Source organism: Halorubrum sp. B52, assembly GCF_059752555.1.
The window spans coordinates 581,988-601,449 of the sequence record NZ_MWTG01000007.1 but is presented as its reverse complement, the minus strand read 5'-3'; the positions used below and the strand labels follow the sequence as shown (position 1 = coordinate 601,449).

The following is a 19,462-nucleotide window of genomic DNA, read 5'->3' as shown; positions in this document are numbered from 1 at the left end:
CATATGCGGTATCGGTGGGATGGGAAATACTTTGTGAGCGGCATATCTATTCAGAGAACTGATTTGTTTTCGTAGGTGAACGAGAGATATGGTCTCTTTCCACCAGCATAAATAACTGCGCACGAAGAGGCCTGACAGTACAGATATTAGTTCCTCAAAACCGCACCGAAGGGTATAACCGCGAGACAAAAATATAACTACTCGATACGCCCAATGTCGACCGGTGACGATCTTCATGTGCTCCATCTCACCACCTCTGAGGAGATATTTTTCACACAGCAAATCGAGACACTCGAAGAGAAAGGTGTCACCTGCACGGTGGTTGAGGTTCCTGGAGCCGAGCAGATCGACGGTGACATAGGTGGAACACGTGGGATTAAACAGTATCTCCAGTTTGTCCCAAAAGTTCGTCGGCAGTTGCATTCCGGTGAATACGACCTGATACACGCGAATTATGGACTCACTGCACCATATGCGATAACACAATTTCGGCTGCCAGTAGTGTTGACACTCTGGGGATCAGATGTCATCGGATTCGACGGATTGGTAACGAAAGCTTGCGCGTGGCGGGCCGACGCGGTCACGGTTCGTAGTGAGGAGATGCGGGAGCTTCTGGGTCGAGAAGATGCGTATATTGTACCAAGCGGTGTCGACCTGGACCGATTTCGGCCGATCGATCGAATTGAAGCGCGCCAGCGTGTTGGATGGGCTGGTGAGGGGACCCATGTCTTGTTTCCGTATTCTCCGGAATACGAGCGGAAGAACTACCCATTGGCGAAGCGGATCGTTGAACGCGTGGAATCACGTATGGGCGAACAGATCACTCTACAGACGATCTCGGGAGTGCCACACGAGGAGGTTGTCTACTACATCAACGCAGCAGATGCTTTATTATTGACCTCAAAACACGAAGGGTCTCCGAACACGGTCAAAGAGGCGATGGCGTGTAATGTGCCCGTAATCTCAACTGATGTCGGCGACGTTCAAGAGCGATTGATGAACGTGTCCCCCTCAGGAGTTGGGACTACTGAGAAGGAACTCACCAATAATCTACACCGTGTACTTCAGTCCGGCAACCGATCGAACGGTCGTACTATTGTTCGCGACGTGAGCTGGGATCAGATCGGTGACCAACTTCTTGAGATCTATATGAAAGTAATGCGCTGAGATTCAGCAGAGTCAAAGAAAGAGGAGCAGTATACCGTACAAATATATTAACAGCAACGTGTTAACGGCAAAACTACTGTTATCTCTGCAACGAGATGCACGATCAGTTGTCGGTTGATGTATCGGCGGTTGTCTCTGCTGTGTCAACCTCTTCTCGCAACACGTCACGTTTTGTGAGCCCGTAAGCGTAACCGAGCCCGACCGCAGCTGTGAACACAACAATTGCGACGATCCGCTGTGCCTCCGCAAGCGACGGTCTAAGCATAGCTCGCTTCAGACGGGTTGGGATACGGTTCCCCGCTAGATCCTTCAGATAGGCGCTTTCGTTTCCCTGTGCACCCGGATACAGTAACTCCATCACACGCTTGGAAAACCCTTGCCAGAACGATCGAAACACAAGCCACCGAAACTCACCACGGTAGTCGAACAGTTTGTGATGTACCACCGCATCCTCGACGTACACGACACCCTGTCCGTATGCCTCCCGGATCCGGATCCCCACAGGTGCCTCATGTGCCTGGATATGCCGATCCCCTTTCCGACCCGTATTCATGTCGTAGCCGCCGACGTCGAGAAAGACGTTCCGTTTGTACGATACGTTTGAGCCGTATCCGTTCCGGACCTCCTCACCGTCCTCCGCAAAGCCCAGCTCTGTACAGCCGACGAGCCAATAGAACTCCTCGGGGAAGAAGTCGGGCTTCTCTCTTTGCCAGCACGGTGCAACGTACCCTGCCACTGCAACCGCGTCCGTCTCTTCATAGGTTTGGATGTGCTTTGCGATCCAGTCTTTTTTAGCCACGCCGTCGTCGTCGATGAACGCGACGATCTCGCCCGATGCTAGCTCCGCGCCGCGCGTTCGACTGTATGAGATGCCTTGGTTCTCCTCGTTGTCGGAGATGACAACGTTTTTGTGCTCGCTGAAGTCCTCGACCGCCCGCTCGTACACCTCGGGGTTGCCGTCGATCACGAGCACGACCTCGATCGGATTGTACGTCTGTGCGAGCGCACTCTCGACAGCCTCCGTGAAGACGTCGTAGCGGTCCATCGTGTACGTGCAGATGACGACGGAGACCTTCATTCAGTGGAAGATTCACCACTTCGAAAAATAAGACTTACTCTCCGCAGTGCACTTTGAGAAGTTCAATCTCAAGCTCCTTACTCGACGTGCTCCTCGGCAACGATCCACCACACAACAGCATTTGCACCAACCTGTTTTCGGGCTACGATTCCACGGCCTTCGAGTTCTTCGAGCCGTCGAACAACCGTCTGTGAAGAGACATCTAGTTCTCTGGCAAGTTCGGCAGCCGTTCCGACCGGCTCGTCGACGCTACGAAGTTCTCTGAGCACGTCGTCCGTTGTGACTTTCTGCGGTCGCCCGCTACCGTTGTCACCGGGCATACTCTTACTCCGTTGGTAGATGATATAAAACGACTCTCTTATCAGGGGAACTCTTTTACTTTTGGAGCACGTGATCCAATATATGCAGCGAACGAACGTCTTCGAGATTCGGCCACTCGACGAAGACGGTGAGGAGATGCTGCGCACTGTCCTCGATGCGAGTGCTGCACTCTGGAACGAGGTGACCTACGCCAGACGGCAGTTGTTCTTTGATGACGAGAGTGTCTGGGATGCCTCAGGACATCTTGACCGGTACAAACATGTCCTCGGCTACGCAAATGCGCAGCAGGTACTGCGGAAAAACAAATTCGCGTGGGAATCGTTCTTTAAATTCTTAGAAGACCCTTCACATGAGGCATCGCCGCCGGGCTATTGGGGGAACGAAGCAGACGGTCGTGACCTCCATACGGTCGTTCGCTACGACCAGTATACCCTCGAATGGGGTGACCGCAGTCGGCTCGAGATCCCGGTCGGACAACAACTAAAAAATGAGTATGGACTCGGATATCACGAGCGACTCCGCCTCGAAGTCGTCGGTGAGCCGAGATGGGAGGGCGATCCTGGACAGCTGAAGATACAGTACGACGAGGTAACCGATACGTACCGGGCACACCAACCAGTGACTGTCGACGAGACGGAGCTGGATTCACCACTTGCCTCTGAGAAGGCAGCCCTCGACATCGGTGCGAACAACCTCGTCGCATGCACAACTACAACAGGAAAGCAATATCTCTATCGTGGACGCCAGCTGTTCGAACGCTTTCTGGGGACTACAAGGAAGATCGCTGCGTATGAGGCGAAAAACGACAGGCGTACGCTGACAACCCGAATACGGCGGCTCTACCGACGCCGGTCTGCACGCCGAAATCATGCCCAAGACGCTCTCGTTCGTGACCTCCTCAAACGACTTTACGAGGAGGGCGTCTCAGACCTGTACATTGGTGACCTCACCGGCGTAATCGAATCACACTGGTCAGCGACGGTGAACCTGAAGACACACGAGTTCTGGGCGTTCAGACGATTTATTAACCGACTTGAGATGGTCTGTTCGGAGTACGGCATCCAACTCACCGAAACATCCGAGGCGTGGACGACACAGGACTGTCCAGAATGCGGTGAACGAGACGACACAACCCGAGAGAAAGACACATTTCAGTGTGGATCCTGTGGATTCGAGGGCCATGCCGACCTCAAGGCAAGTCGGGTGTTCCTCGAACGCGAGACTGGTTCTGTTGGGTCGATGGCTCGGCCCGTGCGCCTTGACTGGGACAATCATCAGTGGCGGCCAATTTCATCGGTTACTGAAGTCGGTTGTCTGAGCTCGGTTGAGGATTGCACAAACCGGAGTACCCACGATGTGGGGAACATTGCTTTCGGTGAGACTGGACCCATCTGATTGTCTCACGCGAAAGAATCCGGACCTGACTCCGGACGGAGGTCAAAAGGCTTATGCGCATTTTGCCAGTCGTTGCACGTAATGAGCGGAACCCGTTCCTCCTCTGATACAGAGGAGATGTCACTACTCGATTACTTCGAGTCCTACTATCACGTCCCGATCCTCCTCGGGGCGCTCGCGTTCATGCTGTGGACCCGCCTCCGATCGTACGGTAACTTCATCCAAAACGGCGAGGTGTACTTCCGCGGCAACGACGCGTGGTACCACTTCCGCGAGACGAGTTACCTCCTCGAGAACTGGCCGAGTACCCTTCCTTTCGACGTCTGGACTGGTTTCCCGGTCGGACGATCGGCTGGTCAGTTCGGCACCCTCTGGGACCACATCATGGCGGTCAGCGTCTGGATCGCCCGGCCGCTCATGGGCAGCACCGAAGAAGTCATGCTCATCATGGCCCCGATCGCCGGCTCGCTCGTCGCGATCCCGACCTACTTCATCGCGCGTCGGCTCGTCGACCGGTTCGCCGCGGTCGCGGCGGTCGTCGTCCTCGCGCTTCTCCCGGGCACGTTCTTCAGCTACAGTCTCGTTGGCTTCCCGGATCACAGCGCGGCCGAGGTCCTCTTCCAGAGCCTCGCCGTCCTCGCGTTCCTCGTCGCCTTCGCGGTCGCCGAGCGTGAGGCACCGGTCTGGGAGATCGTCATCGATCGCGACTGGGACGCGCTCAAGCGGCCGGCCGCGTACGCCGCGGCTGCGGGTGTTGCGCTCGGCCTCTACATGTGGACGTGGCAGCCCGGCGTCCTTATGGTTGGGTTCACTGGCGTCTTCCTCGCGGTGAAGATCACGAGCGACGTGTACCACGGCACCACGCCCGAACCGATCGCCTTCGCGGGCGCGGTATCGATGGGTGTCGCCGGCCTGATGCAGGTAATTCCGCTTGACAATTTCTCGTTCGGCGTTACTGACTATTCGCTCACTCAGGTCGTCCTCCCGCTCGGCGTCGCCGTCGGCGCGGTCTTCCTCGCGTGGATGGCCCGGCAGTGGGAGTCGCGCGAACTCGAAACTAACACCTACCCGCCGGCCGTCGGCGGACTCATCCTCGCGTCCGCGGGCGTCGTCTGGTTCGCACTCCCGTCGCTGTGGTCGACGCTGACCCGTAACCTCCTGAACTTCGTCGGCTTCAGCGCTCGCGCCACATTCCAGACGATCGGCGAAGGCCAACCCCCGCTCCAGAACGCCGCCTTCTCTGACTTCGTCCTCTCGCAGTACGGCTTCGCATTCTTCCTCGCGCTCGCCGCGGTCCTGTATATCATCGCCCGTCCTCTCTACCGTTCCGATGACCTCAACCACACCCTCTATATACCGGCCGCGCTCGCCGTCATCGGCTCCGTCTACGCGGTCCCCCAGCTCTACGGCGCCATCGGCGGCGTCGTCGGCGTGAGCTGGCAGGTGGTCGGCCTCGTTATTGCCGCCGCGTTGCTCGTCGGCGCGACGTTCCTCGTCGAGTACGACGCCGAGGAACTCTACTTCGCCGTGTGGGCGGCGTTCATCGGGAGCGCGGCGTTCACGCAGACCCGCTTCAACTACTACCTCGCGGTGATCGTCGCGGTCGGCGCGGCGTACTTCCTCCAAGTAACTCTCGACGCGATCAGCCTGCGCTCGCTCGACGACGTCCGCGACGTCGAAGGGTGGCAGGCGATGACGGCGATCGCCTTAGTCGTCGTCCTCATCGTCCCGCTCGTCGCGATGGCGACGCCCGTCTGGGCCGCCGGCGCGAACACCGGCCCCGGGGGCGTCACCCAGTGGGACGGCAGCCTCCAGTGGATGAACGAGGAGACGCCCACGCCCGGCGAGCTCGAGGGCGCGGACAACCCCATGGAGCTGTACGGCACCTACGAGCGCCCGGCAGACGGCGACTTCGACTACCCGGAGGGCGCCTACGGCGTGCAGTCGTGGTGGGACTACGGCCACTGGATCACCACCCGCGCCGAGCGCATCCCGAACGCGAACCCGTTCCAGCAGAACGCGGGCGACGCGGCCGACTACCTCCTCGCGCCGAGCGAGGAGGCGTCCCGCGAGGTCCTCGCGAGCCAGAGCACGGAGGGCGAGCACACCCGCTACGTGATGGTCGACTGGCAGATGGCGTCGCCGAACTCCAAGTTCGGCGCGCCCGTCACGTTCTACTCCGGCAACGAGACGCGCTCCGATTTCAACCGCGTGCTCTACCAGCAGACCGAGCAGGGCGGCTTCAGTACGGTGATGCAGGTGAACACCCAGCGCTACCACGAGAGCCAGATGATCCGCCTGTACGAGCACCACGGCAGCGCGGTCGACCCCGAACCCGTGGTGGTCGACTGGGAGACGCGGACCGCCCAGACGCGGGGCGGCGAGCAGGTCGAGGTGAACACGCTCCCCGCCGACCCGACGACCACGGTCCGGCAGTTCGACAACATGAGCGCGGCGCGCGCCTACGTCGAGGAGGACGGCAGCGCCCAGGTCGGCGGCGTCGGCACGCTCCCCTCCGAGCGCGTCGCCGCGCTCGAACACCACCGGCTCGTCCACGCCTCGCAGGCGCGGAGCCAGTCGCCCTCGGCGCTGCAGGTGCGGGTGCTCCAGCAGCTCGTCCCCGAGGGGACCAGCGTCGAGGACATCCTCGGCAAGTCGTTCCTCGCGGCGTTCCAGGACGACTACGTGAAGACGTTCGAACGCGTCCCCGGCGCGACGATCGAGGGGTCGGGCGCCGAGCCCGGCCAGGAGGTCGAGGCGACCGTCGAGATGCGGAAGCCCTCGGGCGAGACGTTCGAGTACACGCAGTACGCCGAGGCCGATTCGAACGGGAACTTCGAGTTCACGGTGCCGTACTCGACGACCGGCTACGACGAGTTCGGCCCCGAGAACGGCTACACGAACACGAGCGTCCGCGCGACGGGCGCGTACACCGTCAGCACCGCGCAGACGACCGGTGACGACCTGTACACCACCCAGCGCGTTGGAGAGGTCGAGGTGACCGAGGCGCAGGTCGTTGGCGCCGACGACGCGGCGGCGACGGTCGAACTGGAAGAAGAGATCGTCGACTGCCCGAGCGGCGACCCCGACTGTCCGGTCGACGGGGGCTCCGACGGCGGCGACGGATCGGGTAACGAGAGCGCGACGCTCGCGCCCGCGACTCCGGTCTTGGCGGACGCGACCGTCGACGCGACCGTCACCACTGGCGTGAGCCCGTAACCACCATGGCCGGCTTCCGGGAGTGGGCGACGTTGTACCTGAAGGGCGTCGCGATGGGGAGCGCGGACGCGGTCCCCGGCGTCTCCGGCGGCACCATCGCGCTCATCGTCGGCATCTACGAGCGGCTGATCGCGGCGGTCACCGCGATCGACCTCGCCCGCGTTCGGCGCGTGCTCGCCGGCGTCCGGCCCGCCAATATTCCGGACGCCCGCGCCGCGTTCCACGAGATCGACGGCGCCTTCCTACTCGTGCTCGGCGCGGGGATCGGCACGGCGGTCGTCACCGTGCTGAGCGGCGTCGACTACCTCCTCGCGACTCGCCCGGTGGCGACGTACGGCTTCTTCTTCGGGCTGATCGCGGCGTCGGCGGGGGTCCTCCTCGGCGGCGTCGCGCTCGACACGCCCCGACGAAAGGCGGCGGCGGGCGCGGGCTTCCTGCTCGCCTTTCTCGCCTCGGGCGTCGCCTCGACCGGGATCGGCATCTCGCTGCCGATCGTCTTCGTCGCCGGCGCGGTCGCGGTCAGCGCGATGGTGCTCCCGGGCGTCTCGGGGTCGCTGCTGCTGATCGTGCTCGGCCAGTACGAGTACATGTCGGGAACTGTGAGCCGCGCGGTCGACGGGGTCGCCGCGCTTCTAACGGGGAACGGGAGCGACGCGCTCGTCGAGACGCTCCCCCCCGTTGTGACGTTTCTCCTCGGCGGGGTCGTCGGGCTGTTCACGATCGCGCACACCGTTCGCTACGCGCTCGCCCGCGCCCGGGCCGCCACGCTCGCGTTCCTCGTGAGCCTCGTCGTCGGCGCGCTCCGGGCGCCGCTCCTCGAGGTGTCGACCCGACTGGCGGAGAGCGGGGAGTCGTGGCGGGCCGCCGCGCCGCGGTTCGCGCTGGCGGCCGTCGCGGGCGCGGCGTTCGTGCTCGTGCTTGACCGCTACTCCGCGGCGATCGAATATTAAGGGGCGGCCGCTGTCGTGTCGTCCATTTCCGGATCGAACGGGAGGTTGATGACGAGTTCGTCGAACCAGACGACTGGCCGCTTCCGCTGGCCGTCTTCCTCGAAGACAATGATCCCCAACTGAGCGAGCCGGCTGAGCTCCTCGTGGACGTTTTTCACGTCCCGATCGACGACGCGCGCGGTCTCGTTGATGCTGGCTGGTTCGTTCCGACGAATCGCTTCGATAAGATCGAGCACGCGCGGCGTCACCGTCTCCATGAGCTCATCGTAACTGGCGAACGAGAGCGTTGGCGTGGCTTCAACCGTCTCGCCCCGTGCAAGCGCTGTCATGCTGACGGTGACATCGTCGTGGAACTCCTCGGACGACGTGACGGTGAGGACGAGCGTCGAACTGGTCAGAAGCTGTTCGCGCTCCATCGGATGTAGTGGCGGCGTGGTGTCTGTCATGGTATCACCGTGGTGTGCTGGCCTTAATCCACCGCAAACTCGGCTTTTGGAATCTCGTCCCAGAATCGTTCCCAGAGCGCGACCATGCCGGGAAACGTGATGATGTCTGGATCGGGATCCGGTGCGACGTGTAGCTTATGTCCCTTCGTGTCCTCGTGCGAGTTGTCGTACCGACGGATTGTCCCATCGTCGAGCGTGCGAGGCGGCTCTATCGCGCCGTAATGCAGCTTGTAGGCCCACCCGGATGGATACGCGGCACGCGTTGTCCGCATGCAAAACACGCGGACGACAGTCCCGTCGGGTATTTCCTCACCTCGCGTATCCCATCGAGATCTTCGTCGGTCGGCGAGGCCATCCTCGTCTATTGGTACATAGACCAATAGCATAAAACCATTGGTGAATAGACCAATAGTACTGGTAGCTAACAGTAGCCCGTCGCCCTCACTGCTCGGTCGGTGAATTCAAACTCCCTCTCACCGAAACCACGAGCGATGCGAACCCGCCGAACCCTGCTTGCGTCGGGCGTCGTCGGACTGGCCGGGACCGCCGGCTGCGCCGTCCGTCCGTCCGATCGTCGCACGGGGACCGAGAGCGAGCGCGGCGACCTCGACGCCCCCGACGTCGACGCGCGGCTCGGATTCGTCGGCGACCTCATGCTCGGGCGCAGCGTCAACGACCGCTGGGCCGACGACGATCCCGCCGGCGTCTGGGGGTCGACGCTATCACGCCTCGTGGAGCTCGACGGGCTCGTGGGCAACTTGGAGTGTTGCGTCTCCGAGGGCGGCACGCAGTGGCCGGACAAGGTGTACTACTTCCGGTCGGACCCCGACTTCGCGATCCCGGCGCTGGACGCCGCCGGGACCTCGTTCGTCTCGCTCGCGAACAACCACGTCCTCGATTTCCGGGAGCCCGCGCTCCGCGACACGCGAACCCATCTCGACGACGCCGGCATCGCCCACGCCGGCGCCGGAACCGATCTCGAGACCGCGCTCGAGCCCGCGGTGTTCGCGGCGGGCGACCTCACGGTCGCGGCGTTCGGCCTCACCGACCAGGCAGAGGCGTTCGCCGCGACCCACGCGGAACCGGGCACCGCCTACGCGACGCTCGACCCCTCGGTCCCCGCGACCCGGTCGCTCGTCGAGGGGGTGCTCGAGAGCGCTCGGAGCCACGATCCGGACCTCGTCGTCGCCTCGCTGCACTGGGGCGCGAACTGGGAGACCGAACCGCGGCGCGTCCACGAGCGGTTCGGACGGTGGCTCGTCGATCAGGGGGTCGACGTCGTCCACGGCCACAGCGCGCACGTGCTCCAGGGCGTCGAGGTGTACGAGGGGCGGCCGATCGTCTACGACGCAGGCGACTTCGTCGACGACTACGTCGACTACGTCGACCGGCAGGGCGTCCACAACAAGCGCAGCGCGCTCTTCGAGCTGGTCGTCCGCGATGGCGACCTCGACGAGCTGTTCGTCGAGCCGACCGCGATCGTCGATGAGGCGGCGACGCTCGCGAGCCCCGAGATCGCCGAGTGGGTGCGCGACACCGTCGCCGAGCGCTCCGCGGCGTTCGGAACCAGCGTCGAGCACACGGACGGTGGACTGTCGATCCCGCTCGGTGAGAATTGAGTCGATCGAGAGTAGCGCTCAATCGGCGAGAACTCCCGAGCGATTCACTCTGGTGAGACAAAAGACGGAATATTCAGCAGTACAAAGATTTATTCCGCACCTGGCCGTGATATCTGCTATGGACGACCCGCGCCCCGAGCTCACTGCCGGTCCTGACGAGCGTGGCGAGGTACCGGAGTTCGACGCGCTGTCGCCACCGTCCGAACTCGTCCGCGGTGAGCGAACGCGAGACGATTTCCTCGACGCGGTGCTGGGACTCGACGCCCCCGCGACCGCGAGCGATGTGGCAGACCTCGCGGGACACGGCGTGGACGCCGCGCGCGAGTACTTGGAGTGGTTCGAACGGTTGGGCGTGGTGACGCAGGTGACGGCGTCGCCAGCGACCTACGAACGCAACCAGGAGTACCTGAACTGGCGGCGCGTTCAGACGCTCCGAACTGCGCACGCTCCCGACGAGCTCGTCGATCTCCTGCAGACGGAAGTGGATCGCATGGCGGAGTTCGAAGCGGAGTTCGACGCGACGTCCCCCGACGACGTGTCGATCACAGAGTACGCTGCGAAGACCGACCGAACTGTCGAGGCAGTCTGGAAGCGCCTCTCAATGTGGCGAACGACCCGTCGTCGGGTGACGCTTCTCGAACGAGCGCTTTCGACGGCACCCGACGATGCTACTGACTCGCGACCGGCCGTATGACGGACGGACGCGACGAGGATACGTCCAATCCCGATCCCGGCGCGCCGATTGATTTCGACCGACTGGACACTGTCCGCGATCGACTCACCACCGGCGACCGGTTCACTCACATTGACGCGTACCCGGCGTACGCTCCCGAACGACTGCTGTGCGAGTACGACCCGCAACTGTACCCCGAAACCGTGGTGGCCGCCCGATTGGAGATCGTCTGGTACGAAAACGGCGACTTTTCGCTTCACTATCACGAAGAGCACGAGAAATCGGAATACGACCACCGATGGGACAGACATCCCTCCGACCACAACGCTCGCGATCACGTTCATCCGGGACCGGACGCACCCACCCCGGGCGAGAACGCCTCGCATCCGGCGGACTGGCGGGACGTTCTTTCAATGACCCTCTCCGAGATCGACGATCGACAGCGTGGATTCTGGGACGGATGACGGTTCGATATCAGTTCTCCTCGGTCGGCTCGCAGACCTGAATCCAGCCGTCGCTCCTGACGTTGACGAGATATCCGCCGTAGCGAAAATCGACGCTTCCCGTCCCGTTCCGACTGCCCACGTCCGCGTTCGAACCGAAGAACGCTTGCTCGATCCCGGCCACGTCGACGACCTCGTACAGCGGCGGGGATCTCACCTCGCTCGGAGCGACCCCGTCGGCGTCCGCGATGGCGAAGACGATCGCCGTCGCGAGCCCGCCGTCTCGGTCGGGTTCGTACAGTCGTTGCGCGGCTTCCCGCCAGTGTGTGTCTCGGTCGAGGGCGGAATCGTCGCCGCCGTCGGCGTCATCCCTATCGATCATCGCCGGCCATCTCTCCGCGCGCGTGCGTCTCCTGTCGGCTGTCGAGACTCGCCCCCGCCCCTTCGAGCGCCGTCAAGACTTGGTCGGCGTTCTCGGCGGGTGCGATCGTCTCGTTCGCCTCGTCGAAGGCGATGACTCCTTCCTCGACCAACTTGGGGACGTGGGCGTGATAGAGAGAGACGTACACCCGCTCCCGCTGGTGATCGGTGACCGCGTGCTCGGGGACGTCGTTCTCCCAGACGGCGATCTTCGTCGCCAGATCGGTCAGCGACCACTCCGAGTCCGCGAGAAGCGAGTAACAGAGATACCGACGGCGAGAGTGGCTCAACACCTCGTAGACGTGATCTAACTCCAGTATCTCTGGTGGAAATGGGACCTCGGTCGGTGGGCTCTCGTCGTCAGTATCCACTTTTTCTGTCATTATGCTCCGATGGAGGATGAGATATTAAAGTATTTTGTCAGTTTGTCGTATGATGACACGAGAATGTGTTGACGTCCTCCTCGCGCCGAGCGAGGGGGAATCCCACGCGCTGGGATATTCCTTGCCGGCTCTGTAACTCATCCACGTCGACCCCGCTCCCTGCTGGCGTCCAAACGCTATTGGGCCGCAGTCGACAACGGCGACCGTGACGGACACCAACCGCGAGTGGCTGCTCGCCGAGCGCCCGACCGGCGAGCCCGACCTGGACTGTTTCGAACTACGCGAGACCGACGTCCCCTCCCCGGCGCCGGGCGAGCTCCTCGTCCGCACCCGCTTCCTCTCGGTGGACCCGTACATGCGCGGCCGGATGCGCGACGCCGAGTCGTACGCCGAGCCGTGGGCCGTCGGCGACCCCCTCAGGGGCGGGGTCGTCGGCGAGGTGATCGAGAGCGCGAGCGACACGTACGACGCGGGCGATCTCGTCACGGGCGAGGGGCGGTGGGCCGACTACGCGACGCTCGACGCCGACGACGTCGCGCCCGTGGACCCGTCTGTCGCCGACCCCGAGGCCTACCTCGGCGTGCTCGGGATGCCCGGCCGGACCGCCTACTTCGGCCTCTTGGAGGTCGGCGAGCCGAAGCCCGGCGACACGGTCGTCGTTTCGGGCGCCGCGGGCGCGGTCGGCTCGGTCGTCGGACAGATCGCGAAGCGCGCGGGCTGTCGCGTGGTCGGGTTCGCCGGCTCCGACGAGAAGACGGCGTGGCTCACCGACGAGCTCGGCTTCGACGCCGCGATCAACTACCGAACGACCGACGACTTCCGCGCCGCGCTCGACGAGGCCGCGCCGGAGGGCGTGGACGTCTACTACGACAACGTCGGCGGCCCGATCACGGACGCCGTGTTCACGCGATTGAACCTCGACGCGCGCGTCGCCGTCTGCGGGCAGATCGCCCACTACAACGACGAGGAGACGCCGACCGGCCCGCGGAAGCTCCCGGGACTGATCCCGACGCGGGCGCGGGTGGAGGGGCTGCTCGTGAGCGACTTCGCGAGCCGGTTCGGCGAGGCCAGCGAGCGGCTCGGACAGTGGGTGGCGAGCGACGAACTCGAACACCGCGAGACGATCGTCGACGGGCTGGAGAACGCGCCCGACGCCTTCCTCGGACTGTTCGCCGGCGACAACGTCGGGAAGCAGGTGGTGCGGGTGTCGACGGCGGAGTAGCGAGACGGCGATCAGAGACGCTGGCGCCCCCTCTCGGCGTCGCCTGACTCATATATCTGAGTAACACAAAGATATATTGACAATCAGCGCGTACGTGGTGGTATGAGCGACTTCGATCCGGCTCCGGAATCGGGGACTGATCGGTCTCGATGGCGCGAGGGCTCAGACACGTTCGGGCGTGTCTACGACGTCGTTCTCGGACTCACGTCGCCGACAGCGTACACTGATATCGCAGAGCTCGCGGACTGCTCTCCCAACGCGGCGAAAAAGCATCTCAATCGGCTGGCAGAGATGGGTATCGCTCGCGCCAATCGAGAGCATCGGCCGGCGACGTACGAACGAAACGATGGCTACCTCGAATGGCAGGACGCGAGCCGGATCGCTGCTGATCTCTCTGTCGACGAGATCGTCGACCGCGTCGCAACACTCGAAGAACGGCGATCCGACTACGAGGACCGGTTCGGAACCGCCGATCCAGATACTATCTCCGTGTTCGAAGCCGCTGACCACGAGACGATCCACGACCGAATGACAGCGGTGAGCGAGTGGAAGGGGGTCATTCGAGATATCCGGCTGTACGAACTTGCGCGCCAGCTCTCGGAGAATGACGGCCACCTGATCCCCGCCTAAGTATGGACCCTCCTGCAGACGATTCAACACCTGAGTCGACTGGCCCTCCCGATCGACAGACACTACGCTTGCTTGAGCGACAGCTGTCGGCCGATCCACTGGTTGCCGAGATCCAGTTCGAACCGGACCCATATGAACCGCGGCTCCTTCGTGCGTCGCTTGACGCGGATCGATACCCCGAGTCGGTAACGACGTCACAGATTGACGCCCGGTGGTTCACGACTGACGACTTCTCGCTGCACTACCTCGAAGTTCGGGATACTGGCCAGTGGGAGTGTCGCTGGGACCGACACCCGAACACGCACAACACTCGGGTCCACTTTCACGAACCGCCGACGGGCGCTTCGGTCTCGGATCTCGAACTCCCGTCGCTCCATCCGCTGGAGGTCTACTCGACCGTGTTCGATGCCATCGACCGGCGGATCGAAAAACTCTGGTCGGCATCCTCCCCCGACTGAGGCCGTCCTTTCGCCCGAATCCTCTGCTCGTGCCTATATTTATGACGAAGTATGGTAACACATAACATGAACTATGAGCGAGAAGCGAAAACAAGTCGAACCGGTCGAGTGCGGGGCGGGGCACAGCGCTGTCGAGATGTATGCCAGAGAGGAGTTCGGCACCGAAGTCGAATACGCGTGTCCGACGTGTGGACGGGTGATCGAACTGGACTTCTTCGGAAGCGAGGTCACGCGGACCTTGGTAGAAGAGGGGGAGTTCGGCTGACGAATTCCTCCACGATCGATATCGAGCGCGCGCGAAAACGTCGTCGACGGCCCGGAAAGACCCGGTTTAGTCAGGCTATCCGAGGCCCTGTGGTGGGTTCTGGGCCGGCTTGTCCATGTAGATCATTCCGATCACGTTGTGCTCCTTACTGGTGCCGCGCCACTGGCCGGCGTTGATTTTGGAGCCGGGTAGCGGCCAGGATCGGTCCTCGACGTCGACGCGAACGACGACGTCGTTGTCGTTGGGACAGTTCGGGTCGTAGATGTTGATGTACGTCTTGCCGCCCGACTCGGTGTAGTCGTACGCGAGCACCTGGTGGTTGTCCCAGAGCTGGCCGTTACCGAGGCGGACGTACACCAGTCCGACCACGACGGGTCGGCCGGTGTCGAGCGCGTCCTTCACTCGGCGGAACTCCGAGACGGACCGGCCGCGCGTGAACGTGGACGGGAGGTAGAAGTTGACGAACTTCCGGAGGTCGTCCCACCCGCTGGCGTGGTCGAACGTGTCGAGCTGGCGCTCCCAGAGGTAGTCGAACAGTCGCCCGGACTGGGGCGTGTTCTCGCCCGGCGGGATCTGGCGGTCGTGCATGAAGAAGTCCTTGGCAGCCAGCGACATCCCGCCGCACAGCCCGTAGCTCTGGTCGATATCCGCAAGGTCGATGTCCTCGATCTGGTTGTCAATGTTCCCAGGAAGGTTCGGGATGTCCGGCATCTCATGGAACGAGTTGTCGAATCCGAAGCCGTGGCAACTCGGGCGGAACTCGTCGATCGGCCGGCGATTGCCGAGCACGAGCTGTGGCGCGACCAGGTATCCGATCGTTTCTTCGGTGTGGACTCCGTCGCGGTTCTTCTCCTCTTGGACCCGGACATCGGCGCCGTGCCTGTTCACGTTGCGATTTCGCGTGACGATTTGGTGCCATCCGTTGTAGGTCTGGCAGTGACTGACGAGTACCGGGTTGCACTCGAACGGCTCGGTATACGAGTAGTCGTTATCGTCGTCGGTGTCGAACTCGTGGTTGGCATCCGTGGTGCCGGCCTCGATAGGGATATCGCCCTCGAGTTCGTGGACGCCATCCTCCAGGACGACGTACCCGATTCGCTCGGTGACGTGGGGGCCGTTGAGGTAGTTCCACTCCTCGATCTTGAGGTCGAAGGAGTCGGACTCGACGTTCCGGATGCGGGTGTGCGACGGGTGCTCCCCGTTGTACGTCATGAGTTGGGCGAACGCGACCGGGTCGGTGTACCGGCCTTCGAGCGACACGGTGTGCCAGGTGCCGGCGTCGGGCTGGTCGGTCTCGAGCACGCCGGCCTCACCGATCGCGTGTCCGGAGCGGTCGTGAATTCTCCCCGCAGTGGTCGCGAAGATCGCGACGTCCTCGATCGTGTGGGCCGTCCCGTCGCCGGTGGAGTCCTCCTCTTCGAGGAACAGCTCGAACCCGCTGGAGCCGACGTCGCGCATCCGAACCCCGACCGGGTCGCCGCCGTTGAACGTCTCGACCGACGCGAGTACGACCGGGTCGGTCGACGGCACGCCGGCCAACCGGCTCTCGGTCCACTCCTCGGTCGCCTCCACGAGCCCCGTCGTCACGTTCGGCGTGCTCCGCGGTGCGGCGACGTACCCTATCGTCTCCGTGTTGTGCTCGTCGTCGCGGTCCTGTTCTTCCTGCACGCGGATCTCTGCGCCGCTCGCCGACACATTCCGGTGTCGCGTGACGATCTCGTTCGTCCCGTTATACGTCTGCGATCGCGACACCAGGATCGGGCTGTCCCCGACCGGGCCGCTGAACCCGACGTTCGTCCAGCCGTCGTCGCCCCGCGTCGTCCCGACTTCGACGGTTTCGCCGCCCGCGAGGTCGTGGACCCCCTCCTCGACGACGACGTACCCGATATCCTCCTCGTCGTGTCTGCCGTCGAGGTAGTCCCACTCCTCGATCTGGAACTCGAACCGACCCCCCGAGACGTTCCGGACGCGGGCGTGACACGGGTTCGAGCCGTTGTAGCTCATCACCTGCGCGAACGCGACCGGGTTCGCGTAGCTCCCGTCGAGATCGATCGCGTGCCACTGCCCGGTCCCCGGCTGGTCGGTGGTGTACACGCCTGCCTCACCGATCCGGGTTCCCTCGTCGTCGTACAACGGCCCGGTTCCGGTTCTGAGGTAGCCGATCAGCTCCTCGTTGTGGTTCATCTCGTCGTCCCTCGAGGCCTCCTCCTCGACGAACAGCTCCATTCCACCGCGGTGGAGGTTCCGCAGTCGGACGTCGGCGGTGTCGGTCCCGTTGTACGTGTCGATCGACGCGACCACGACCGGGTCGGACGGTTTGCTCCCGGAGAACCGGACGTTCGCCACCTCGTGGGTCGTGGCGACGTGCTCGGCGGGCATCGCCGAGTGAACCTGTGGCATCGCGAGGTATCCCACCGTCTCGCTTACGTGGGTGCCGCCGCGTGCCTCCTCCTCCTGCAGCCGGACCGCCGCACCGGACCCGGAGACGCGGCGGTTCCGCGTGACGACCTCGTGGCTGCCGTTGCGGGTCTGACACCGCGTGATGAGGACCGGGTCGGTTCCGAGGTCCGAGCCGAAGAGGGCGTCCGACCAGGCATGTGTCTCAGACCTCGTCCCGACCACGAGCGGGACGCCGCCGTCGAGTTGGTGGGTCCCCCACTCCAGCACGACGTACCCGATCCGCTCGGTGGTGTGCTGGCCGTCGAGGTAATTCCACTCCTCGATCTGGAACTCGAACCCGGAACTGTAGCCGCCGCTGACCGATCGAAGCCGGACGTGGCACGGGTCCGAGCCGTTGTAGCTCATCACCTGCGCGAACGCGACCGGGCTCGTGAAGTCCCGTTCTAGGCTGACGGTGTGCCACTCGCCCTCGTCGGTCTGGTCGGTCGTGACGACTCCAGCCTCGCCGATGGTTGTCCCCGAGCGGTCCGTCACCGGTCCGGTGTCGGTCGCGAAGAATCCGATCTCCTCGACGTCGTGTCTGGTCTCGTCGTCCGCGGATCGCTCCTCCTCGACGAACAGCTCTACCGTCTTTGCGTCGGCGTTCCGCATGCGGACGTCGGCGGTGTTGTGACCGGCGTACGTGTCGATGGACGCGAGGACGACCCGATCAGACGCCGCCGACGGCAGTTCGAGCTCCGTCCATTCGTGTGAGGCGGGCGTCCGCCCCGCTAATTGATCCGCCATGTTGTCAACTAGTTTATTAGAGCATAATAAAGTTCATTATAATTCATGTGATAAATTGAATGACATTTCCAACTGTGTATTAGTTTATTTCAAGATTTAACGGTCATATTAACTGCCGGCTCGCTCTCGTCGTCGAGGCGGTCGACGACAGCGACCGAGAAAACGGGGCCGGGGGTCGGTACGCTTCGTGCAAGCGTCGGTGGACTAATCCCCAGAATCCACCGCTTCGACCGTAGCAGCCTGTCAAGGTTAAGTAGCCTGACCGCTTTCCCTCCGGACAGATGTCCCACGACGCGCGAGCCAGACTGAGCGACCTCCGGCGGGCGTTCCACCGCATTCCGGAGCCGGGGTGGCGCGAGTTCCGGACGACCGCCCGCGTCGTCGAGGAGCTCGAACGGATCGGCGTCGACGAGATCGCGGTCGGCCGCGAGGCGCTCGCGACGGACGAGCGGATGGCCGTCCCGGACGACGACGAGATCCGGCCGTGGCTCGACCGCGCCCGTGAGGCGGGGGTCAGCGAGGACCTCCTCGAACGGACGGCGGGCGGCCACACGGGCGTCGTCGCGACGCTCTCGCAGGGCGAGGGGCCCTGTATCGGCCTGCGCGTCGATCTGGACGCGATCTCGATCCACGAGTCGGACGAGCCCGACCACCGGCCGGCGGCGGCGGGGTTCCGGTCCGAACACGACGGCTACATGCACGCCTGCGGTCACGACGCGCACCTCGCGATCGCGCTCGGCACGATCGAGGCGATCAAAGAGAGCGACTTCGAGGGGACGCTCAGGGTGTTCTTCCAGCCGGCGGAGGAGATCTCCGGCGGCGGCAAGGCGATGGCCGAGAGCGGCCACCTCGACGGGGTCGACTACCTGTTCGCGCTCCACGTCGGGCTCGGCCACCCGACCGGCGAGATCGTCGCCGGCGTGGAGGGTCCGCTGGCGATGGCGCACCTGACGGCGACCTTCGAGGGGGCGAGCGCGCACGCGGGGAAGGCGCCCAACGAGGGGGCCAACGCGATGCAGGCCGCCGCGGCCGCGATCCAGAACGCGTACGGGATCGCGCGCCACCGCGACGGGGCGACGCGGGTGAACGTCGGCAGGATCGAGGGCGGCTCCGCGAGCAACGTCATCGCCGAGGAGGTGACGATCGAGGCGGAGGTCCGCGGCGAGACGACCGCGCTGATGACGTACGCGCGCACCGAGCTCGAACGGGTCCTCTACGCCGCCGCCGAGCTGCACGACTGCGACGTCGCACCGCGCGTGATCAGCGAGTCGCCGTGCGTCGACAGCCACCCGGCGCTCCGGGAGGTCGTCGGCAACGTCGCGTGGGACGTCGACGGCGTCGAGCGCGTGATTCCGTCCGAGGAGTTCGGCGTGAGCGAAGACGCCACCTACCTGATGCAACGGGTCCAGGAGTCGGGCGGGCTCGCCTCGTACCTCATCGTCGGGACGGACCACCCGACGAGCCACCACACCCCGACGTTCGACATCGACGAGGAGAGCCTCGGGATCGGCGTCGCGCTGCTGTCGGACGCGTTCGTCGAGCTGTCGCGACGGCGGCCGTAGCGGGAGGCTGGCTGGAGGGGCGGGA

The 19,462-nt window shown here is 63.6% G+C and carries 19 protein-coding genes; 12 read left to right on the top strand and 7 right to left on the bottom strand.

Annotated features, from left to right (window positions below):
- The first annotated feature begins 213 nt into the window (after positions 1 to 213).
- Positions 214 to 1,167, top strand: a complete 954-nt coding sequence (locus B4V04_RS04490; protein WP_498229517.1) for a glycosyltransferase — start codon at positions 214 to 216, stop codon at positions 1,165 to 1,167.
- A 103-nt stretch (positions 1,168 to 1,270) separates the two neighbouring features.
- Here B4V04_RS04490 and aglG read toward each other — a convergent pair whose 3' ends face one another.
- Positions 1,271 to 2,245 (bottom strand): glucosyl-dolichyl phosphate glucuronosyltransferase, encoded by a 975-nt coding sequence (gene aglG, locus B4V04_RS04485; protein WP_498229515.1) that lies wholly within the window; start codon positions 2,243 to 2,245, stop codon positions 1,271 to 1,273.
- Positions 2,246 to 2,322: 77 nt separating this feature from the next.
- A complete protein-coding gene (locus tag B4V04_RS04480; protein ID WP_498229513.1) occupies positions 2,323 to 2,565 on the bottom strand; it encodes a helix-turn-helix domain-containing protein in 243 nt (80 codons plus the stop codon).
- An 82-nt stretch (positions 2,566 to 2,647) separates the two neighbouring features.
- Here B4V04_RS04480 and B4V04_RS04475 point away from each other — a divergent pair, with 82 nt between their 5' ends.
- The 3 genes from B4V04_RS04475 to B4V04_RS04465 all read left to right on the top strand — a co-directional run bounded on the left by B4V04_RS04475 (position 2,648) and on the right by B4V04_RS04465 (position 8,130).
- Positions 2,648 to 3,961: an RNA-guided endonuclease InsQ/TnpB family protein gene (locus B4V04_RS04475; RefSeq protein WP_498229511.1), complete on the top strand. Its 1,314-nt coding sequence runs from the start codon at positions 2,648 to 2,650 to the stop codon at positions 3,959 to 3,961.
- Between the two features lie 117 nt (positions 3,962 to 4,078).
- Positions 4,079 to 7,180 (top strand): oligosaccharyl transferase, archaeosortase A system-associated, encoded by a 3,102-nt coding sequence (locus B4V04_RS04470; RefSeq protein WP_498229949.1) that lies wholly within the window; start codon positions 4,079 to 4,081, stop codon positions 7,178 to 7,180.
- A 5-nt stretch (positions 7,181 to 7,185) separates the two neighbouring features.
- Positions 7,186 to 8,130 carry a DUF368 domain-containing protein gene (locus B4V04_RS04465; RefSeq protein ID WP_498229509.1) on the top strand — a complete coding sequence of 315 codons (945 nt, stop codon included), beginning with the start codon at positions 7,186 to 7,188 and terminating at the stop codon, positions 8,128 to 8,130.
- On the opposite strand, the gene B4V04_RS04460 is transcribed toward B4V04_RS04465, so the two are convergent.
- Together B4V04_RS04460 and B4V04_RS04455 are read right to left on the bottom strand one after the other, a co-directional pair.
- Positions 8,127 to 8,576, bottom strand: coding sequence for an HVO_A0114 family putative DNA-binding protein (locus B4V04_RS04460; RefSeq protein WP_498229507.1), 450 nt, complete (start codon positions 8,574 to 8,576; stop codon positions 8,127 to 8,129). The genes B4V04_RS04465 and B4V04_RS04460 overlap by 4 nt on opposite strands.
- Positions 8,577 to 8,599: 23 nt before the next feature.
- Complete coding sequence (locus tag B4V04_RS04455; protein WP_498229505.1) at positions 8,600 to 8,962, bottom strand: toxin-antitoxin system TumE family protein; 363 nt, start codon at positions 8,960 to 8,962, stop codon at positions 8,600 to 8,602.
- A 105-nt stretch (positions 8,963 to 9,067) separates the two neighbouring features.
- Between B4V04_RS04455 and B4V04_RS04450 the strand changes: the two genes are divergently transcribed.
- The 3 genes from B4V04_RS04450 (at position 9,068) to B4V04_RS04440 (ending at position 11,332) form a co-directional block, all read left to right on the top strand.
- Positions 9,068 to 10,195: a CapA family protein gene (locus B4V04_RS04450; RefSeq protein WP_498229503.1), complete on the top strand. Its 1,128-nt coding sequence runs from the start codon at positions 9,068 to 9,070 to the stop codon at positions 10,193 to 10,195.
- A gap of 118 nt (positions 10,196 to 10,313) precedes the next feature.
- Positions 10,314 to 10,889: a DUF7342 family protein gene (locus tag B4V04_RS04445; protein WP_498229502.1), complete on the top strand. Its 576-nt coding sequence runs from the start codon at positions 10,314 to 10,316 to the stop codon at positions 10,887 to 10,889.
- The gene (locus tag B4V04_RS04440) at positions 10,886 to 11,332 is read left to right on the top strand and encodes a toxin-antitoxin system TumE family protein (RefSeq protein WP_498229500.1); all 447 of its coding nucleotides are present in this window, start codon (positions 10,886 to 10,888) and stop codon (positions 11,330 to 11,332) included. The genes B4V04_RS04445 and B4V04_RS04440 overlap by 4 nt, the downstream gene beginning before the upstream one ends.
- A 10-nt stretch (positions 11,333 to 11,342) precedes the next feature.
- On the opposite strand, the gene B4V04_RS04435 is transcribed toward B4V04_RS04440, so the two are convergent.
- Complete coding sequence (locus tag B4V04_RS04435; RefSeq protein ID WP_498229499.1) at positions 11,343 to 11,693, bottom strand: HalOD1 output domain-containing protein; 351 nt, start codon at positions 11,691 to 11,693, stop codon at positions 11,343 to 11,345.
- Positions 11,683 to 12,114, bottom strand: a complete 432-nt coding sequence (locus B4V04_RS04430; protein WP_498229498.1) for a DUF7344 domain-containing protein — start codon at positions 12,112 to 12,114, stop codon at positions 11,683 to 11,685. The genes B4V04_RS04435 and B4V04_RS04430 overlap by 11 nt, the downstream gene beginning before the upstream one ends.
- A 205-nt stretch (positions 12,115 to 12,319) precedes the next feature.
- On the opposite strand from B4V04_RS04430, the gene B4V04_RS04425 reads away from it, so the two are divergent.
- From B4V04_RS04425 to B4V04_RS04410, 4 genes are all read left to right on the top strand, one after another.
- On the top strand, positions 12,320 to 13,336 hold the full coding sequence (locus B4V04_RS04425; protein WP_498229496.1) for an NADP-dependent oxidoreductase: 1,017 nt from the start codon (positions 12,320 to 12,322) through the stop codon (positions 13,334 to 13,336).
- Positions 13,337 to 13,438: 102 nt separating this feature from the next.
- Positions 13,439 to 13,966 carry a DUF7342 family protein gene (locus B4V04_RS04420; protein WP_498229494.1) on the top strand — a complete coding sequence of 176 codons (528 nt, stop codon included), beginning with the start codon at positions 13,439 to 13,441 and terminating at the stop codon, positions 13,964 to 13,966.
- A 2-nt stretch (positions 13,967 to 13,968) separates the two neighbouring features.
- The gene (locus B4V04_RS04415) at positions 13,969 to 14,424 is read left to right on the top strand and encodes a toxin-antitoxin system TumE family protein (RefSeq protein ID WP_498229492.1); all 456 of its coding nucleotides are present in this window, start codon (positions 13,969 to 13,971) and stop codon (positions 14,422 to 14,424) included.
- 73 nt (positions 14,425 to 14,497) lie between these two features.
- On the top strand, positions 14,498 to 14,689 hold the full coding sequence (locus B4V04_RS04410; RefSeq protein WP_498229490.1) for a hypothetical protein: 192 nt from the start codon (positions 14,498 to 14,500) through the stop codon (positions 14,687 to 14,689).
- 75 nt (positions 14,690 to 14,764) lie between these two features.
- On the opposite strand, the gene B4V04_RS04405 is transcribed toward B4V04_RS04410, so the two are convergent.
- Entirely contained in the window at positions 14,765 to 17,875 is a 3,111-nt protein-coding gene (locus B4V04_RS04405) for a hypothetical protein (RefSeq protein ID WP_498229489.1), read from the bottom strand.
- 281 nt (positions 17,876 to 18,156) lie between these two features.
- Between B4V04_RS04405 and B4V04_RS04400 the strand changes: the two genes are divergently transcribed.
- On the top strand, positions 18,157 to 19,437 hold the full coding sequence (locus B4V04_RS04400; protein WP_498229487.1) for an amidohydrolase: 1,281 nt from the start codon (positions 18,157 to 18,159) through the stop codon (positions 19,435 to 19,437).
- Positions 19,438 to 19,462 lie beyond the last annotated feature (25 nt).